Origin of the sequence: Kitasatospora sp. NPDC057512, assembly GCF_042802135.1 — a bacterium.
GTDB lineage: Bacteria > Actinomycetota > Actinomycetes > Streptomycetales > Streptomycetaceae > Kitasatospora.
On record NZ_JBHVET010000747.1, the window covers coordinates 1 to 4,061 of the forward strand.

General features: G+C 76.8%; 6 protein-coding genes. 4 read left to right on the forward strand and 2 right to left on the reverse strand.

Annotated features, from left to right (window positions below):
• The coding region (locus tag ACFU6K_RS33060) for a hypothetical protein (protein ID WP_380669352.1) at window positions 1–323 on the reverse strand (323 nt) is incomplete at its 3' end.
• An 89-nt stretch (window positions 324–412) separates the two neighbouring features.
• Window positions 413–1,330, reverse strand: coding sequence for an aminoglycoside phosphotransferase family protein (locus tag ACFU6K_RS33065; protein WP_380669354.1), 918 nt, complete (start codon window positions 1,328–1,330; stop codon window positions 413–415).
• A 258-nt stretch (window positions 1,331–1,588) separates the two neighbouring features.
• On the opposite strand from ACFU6K_RS33065, the gene ACFU6K_RS33070 reads away from it, so the two are divergent.
• The 4 genes from ACFU6K_RS33070 to ACFU6K_RS33085 all read left to right on the forward strand — a co-directional run.
• A complete protein-coding gene (locus ACFU6K_RS33070) occupies window positions 1,589–2,248 on the forward strand; it encodes a phosphoribosyltransferase (RefSeq protein ID WP_380669356.1) in 660 nt (219 codons plus the stop codon).
• A 66-nt stretch (window positions 2,249–2,314) separates the two neighbouring features.
• Window positions 2,315–2,872 carry a GNAT family N-acetyltransferase gene (locus ACFU6K_RS33075; protein ID WP_380669358.1) on the forward strand — a complete coding sequence of 186 codons (558 nt, stop codon included), beginning with the start codon at window positions 2,315–2,317 and terminating at the stop codon, window positions 2,870–2,872.
• Window positions 2,873–3,223: 351 nt separating this feature from the next.
• Window positions 3,224–3,691, forward strand: a complete 468-nt coding sequence (locus ACFU6K_RS33080) for a hypothetical protein (protein ID WP_380669360.1) — start codon at window positions 3,224–3,226, stop codon at window positions 3,689–3,691.
• 124 nt (window positions 3,692–3,815) lie between these two features.
• On the forward strand, window positions 3,816–4,061 hold a 246-nt coding region (locus tag ACFU6K_RS33085; protein ID WP_380669362.1), incomplete at its 3' end, for a hypothetical protein.

Sequence of the window (4,061 nt, forward strand, 5' to 3'; positions counted from 1 at the left end):
TCGGTGGGGTCCAGATCCGCGGAGCCCGCCGTTCGCGCGGAGCCCGCCGTTCGCGAGGAGCCCGCCGTTCGCGAGGAGCGCGCCGCGTGTGAGGACTGCCCGATCCACCGGATCCGCCGGAACGGCCTCAGCAGCGCGAAACCGAGGCAGAAGAGCAGCGCCAGTGCCACCCCGGCGAGGAAGATGCCCAGGCTGTCGAGCGTCACCAGGTCGTTGCCCAGGACCGTCACCTGGTAGTCGGGCCCACCGGAGAGGTTGTCCGCGATCAGCAGCCCGACGAACGTGCCGGACGCCGCCATCAGCAGAAGTCCCAGCAGCACCATGGGAATCCCTTCCGTCCTGGTCTCGATCGGCCCCCGTACGGAACCGCGCCTACCCGGACGGGGCAGCCCCTAACGGTGACAGCGCGCCGTCAGTGGCCGGCCGTGGCGACGAGGCGGGCCAGGGCGGCCCGGGCGGGTGGGCCCCAGGTGGGCTTGCCGCCGGGGCGGCCGTGGTCGCCGGCGTGCCCGATGCGCAGGCAGGAGAGGGCGCGCAGCACCGCCCAGCCGCGGGCGCGGCGCAGGGTGGCGGGGTCCGGGGCGGGCCGGTAGGCCGCGTGGAAGCGGTCGGCGGCGCCGTCCGGCAGCAGGATCCAGGCGGCGGCGAGGTCGCCGGCCGGGTCACCGGCGAAGAGGTCGCCGAAGTCGATCACGCCGCAGAAGGTGCCGTCGGCGGTGAGCACGTTGGCCGGGTGCAGGTCGCCGTGGAGCCACAGGTTCGGGCCCGTCCACTCCGGCGCGGTGACGGCGTCCTCCCAGACCGCGCGGACGGCCTCCGGGTCGGGGAGCAGCCCCAGCTCGGTGGCCGAGGCGAGCTGCCTGGCGAAGCCTTCGGCGTGGTCGGCCAGCGGTCCGCCGCGGCCGCGACCGGCGGGCGCACCCTCGGGGGCGGGGCGGTGGAGGGCGGTCAGGAAGGCGGCCAGGGTGTCGGCGGCCTGCGCGGCGCGGGTGGCGGGGGCGCGGTCGGCGGGCGCGCCCGGCACCCAGGTGGTGACGATCCAGGGCCGCGGGAACCGCTCGGAGGGCTCGCCGAGGCGCTGCGGGACGGGGACGGGCAGCGGCAGGTGCGGGGCGAGGGCGGGCAGCCAGGCGTGTTCCTTGCGCAGCAGCTCGTCCGCCGACCGCGTCGCCCAGGGCAGCCGGACGGCGAGGTCGTCGCCGAGCCGCCACAGCTGGTTGTCCCAACCGCGCGCGCCGAGCGTCACGGGGCGGTCGGCCAGGTCGGGGTGCTGGTCGTGCAGCAGCGCGCGGACCAGCTCCGCGGTGAGTTCGGTCCCGGTGTCGGTCATGCCGGGCAACAGTAGTCGGGCAGCCGGGGGCGGTACCACGGGAACGGGAAGGGCGCGCCGGCCCCGGCGGCACCGCCCTCACCGTCCCCGGATCGCGCCCGGACGTTCCCGGACGTTCCCGGACGTTAGAGCCCGCCGCAACGGGGCAGCCGCCCCGGTGACGGGGCGGAACGGACGGTGCCCGCAGGCCGCTCGCCCGGCCTTGCCGCCCCGGCCCCGACCGGGGCACTCGAACACATGGAGGACAAGGACAGGCCCGTGAGATTCCTCGACCGCAGCACCGCCGGGCACCAGCTGGCCCGCAGGCTCGTCCCGCTGCTGGGCGGGCGGGCCGGTGCCGGGGTGGTGGTCCTCGGCCTGGCCCCCGGCGGGCTGCCGGTGGCCGCCGAGGTCGCCGAGGCGCTGGGCGCCCCGCTCGACGCCACGGTGGTCCGGCCGCTGGCCGTGCCGGGACACGACCGCCCGGTCGGCGCGATCGCGGACGGCGACCCGCCGCTGCTCGACCGGTACGCCCTGGAGAGCCTCGGGGTCACCGCGGCCGAGCTGGGCACGGCCGTCAAGCGGGAGCGGATCGAGGTGCACCGCCGCGAGGCGCTCTACCGCCCGGGCCGGGCCCGGCTCCCGCTGCGGGGGCGCACCGTCGTCCTGGTCTCCGACGGGCTGACCGACGCGCTCACCGCCCGGGCGGCCCTCCACGCCCTGGCCGCCGACCACCCGGAGCGGCTGATCCTCGCGGCGCCGGTCGGCGACGCCCGGATCGCGGCCGACCTGCGCCGGGACGTGGACGCGGTGGTCTGCCTCCACCTGCCCCGCTACGCGCACGCCGCCGGGCCCTGGTACGGCGAGTTCCACGAGGTCACCGACCGCGAGGCGGCCGTCCTGCTGCAGCGGCGCACCCCGGCGGGCGGACCGGGCTGACGAGCGGACGGCCCCTGCCGGAAAACCCGTTTGCCTGGCGAGGCGTGCACGGACCATCCTCCTGCCATGAACCATCCCCAGCACGTCATCGCCCTGGACGGGGCCACCCTGCGCCGCTTCGACGGCGAGGCGGACCTGCCCGAGTTCTTCGCCGTCATCGAGGAGTCGCTGGAGCACCTGCGGCCCTGGATGCCCTGGGTGAGCGAGCACAGCCGCGCCAAGACCGCCGAGTTCCTCGCCGGCCGCGCGGAACTCTGGGCGAACGGGCGGGACTTCACGTACGCGATCGTGCTCGACGGCGCGATCGTCGGTGCCTGCGGGCTGTTCCGACGCGAGGACACTCCTGAGGAGGTCCGTGAGATCGGCTACTGGCTGCACCCCGCCGCCACCGGGCGCGGGCTGGCCACCCGGACCGCGCGGGCCCTGGCCGACGAGGCGTTCCACCTCCCCGGGGTGGAGGCCGTCGAGATCGTCCACGACCCGGCCAACCGGGCCAGCGGCGCCGTCCCGGCCCGCCTCGGCTTCACCGAGCACCTGCGCCGCCCCGCCGAGGCGCTCGCGCCGGCGGAGACCGGCGAGGAACTGGTCTGGCGGCTGCCCAAGGAACGGGCCTCGGCTCAATGACCCGGTGGCCCGCAGCCAGCCCGGTGACCCCGGCGGTCCGCAGCCAGGGGGGAGCATGCGGACCGCCGGGTGCGCCGGCGGACGGGACGGTCCGGCGGCGCGTCGGGAGCGGGCGCGGTCGGAGACCTCTGGCTCCGCGCGGAGTGCCCCATCTCGAACTCCGCGATCCCGCCGTGGACCTCACCCACGGCATCGCGCGTTCGCTCCCGTGCCCAGGAGACCCTCCCCGTCCTCGCCGATAACACTTTCTTCCGACTCTTCCGATCGCACTCCGGACGACGTCAGTTGACGATTCATCACACCATCTGAGACGCGCTATGACGGAACAGGAAGTCGGGCTAGGATCACGGCATGGTCACCGCCCGGTCGCCGTTGCGTACACGACGCGCCCGCCCCCGAGGGGTGGCGGCGCAGCTGTTCTGGCTGGGCGCCCTGCTGATGGCCGTGTTCGCGTCCCACGGGTTCAGCGCGGAGACCGGCGCCGGGCACACCGATCCGATCGGGATCGTCTGGTCCGCCCACGCCACGGCGGCGGACGACGGACCCCAGGGCCCGAAGGCTCCGCAGCCCACGCAACCCGCCCACCAGCAGGAACACGGCGAGGACGCCGACCACCCCGGCGGCGAGTGCCTGTCCGGGAAGCCCGAGGACGGCCCCGACGCCGAGGCCGCCTGGTCCTTCGGCGCCGCCCAGCCGGCCCTCGGAGACGCCGCACCGGCGCCCGACCCGACGGGCCCCGCGGCCGGCGGCACCGGCGCCGGGAGCACCGGTCCCGGAAGCCCCGAACCCCCGCACCGGATCGCCCGACTGAGGGTCTAGACCGGCCCCGGGCCACGCCCCGCCACGCCCGCCACTCGGCGCGGCTCGGCGCCCGTCGCCCGCGTCCACCCCCTCCGCCCCGCCGATCCGCTGCCGCCCCCGCGCGGCCGCGCGGAGTCCCGTCATGCCCATCAGGCTCCTGGCCGCGCTGCTGCTCGGCCTGTTCTCCCTGCTGCCCGTCGGCTGCCCGCAGCAGCACCTCGACGCCCATCCGCTCCGCTCCCCCGCGGCGGCCACCGCCCCGGCCGAGCCGAGCGACTTCCCCGCCGACTCCGTGGAGCGGCACTGCGCGACCGGGGAGGCCGCCGCGCCCGCGCAGCGGTCCGTCCGGTCGACGGCCCAGCCCACCCCCGCCCCCGCGACCGCACCC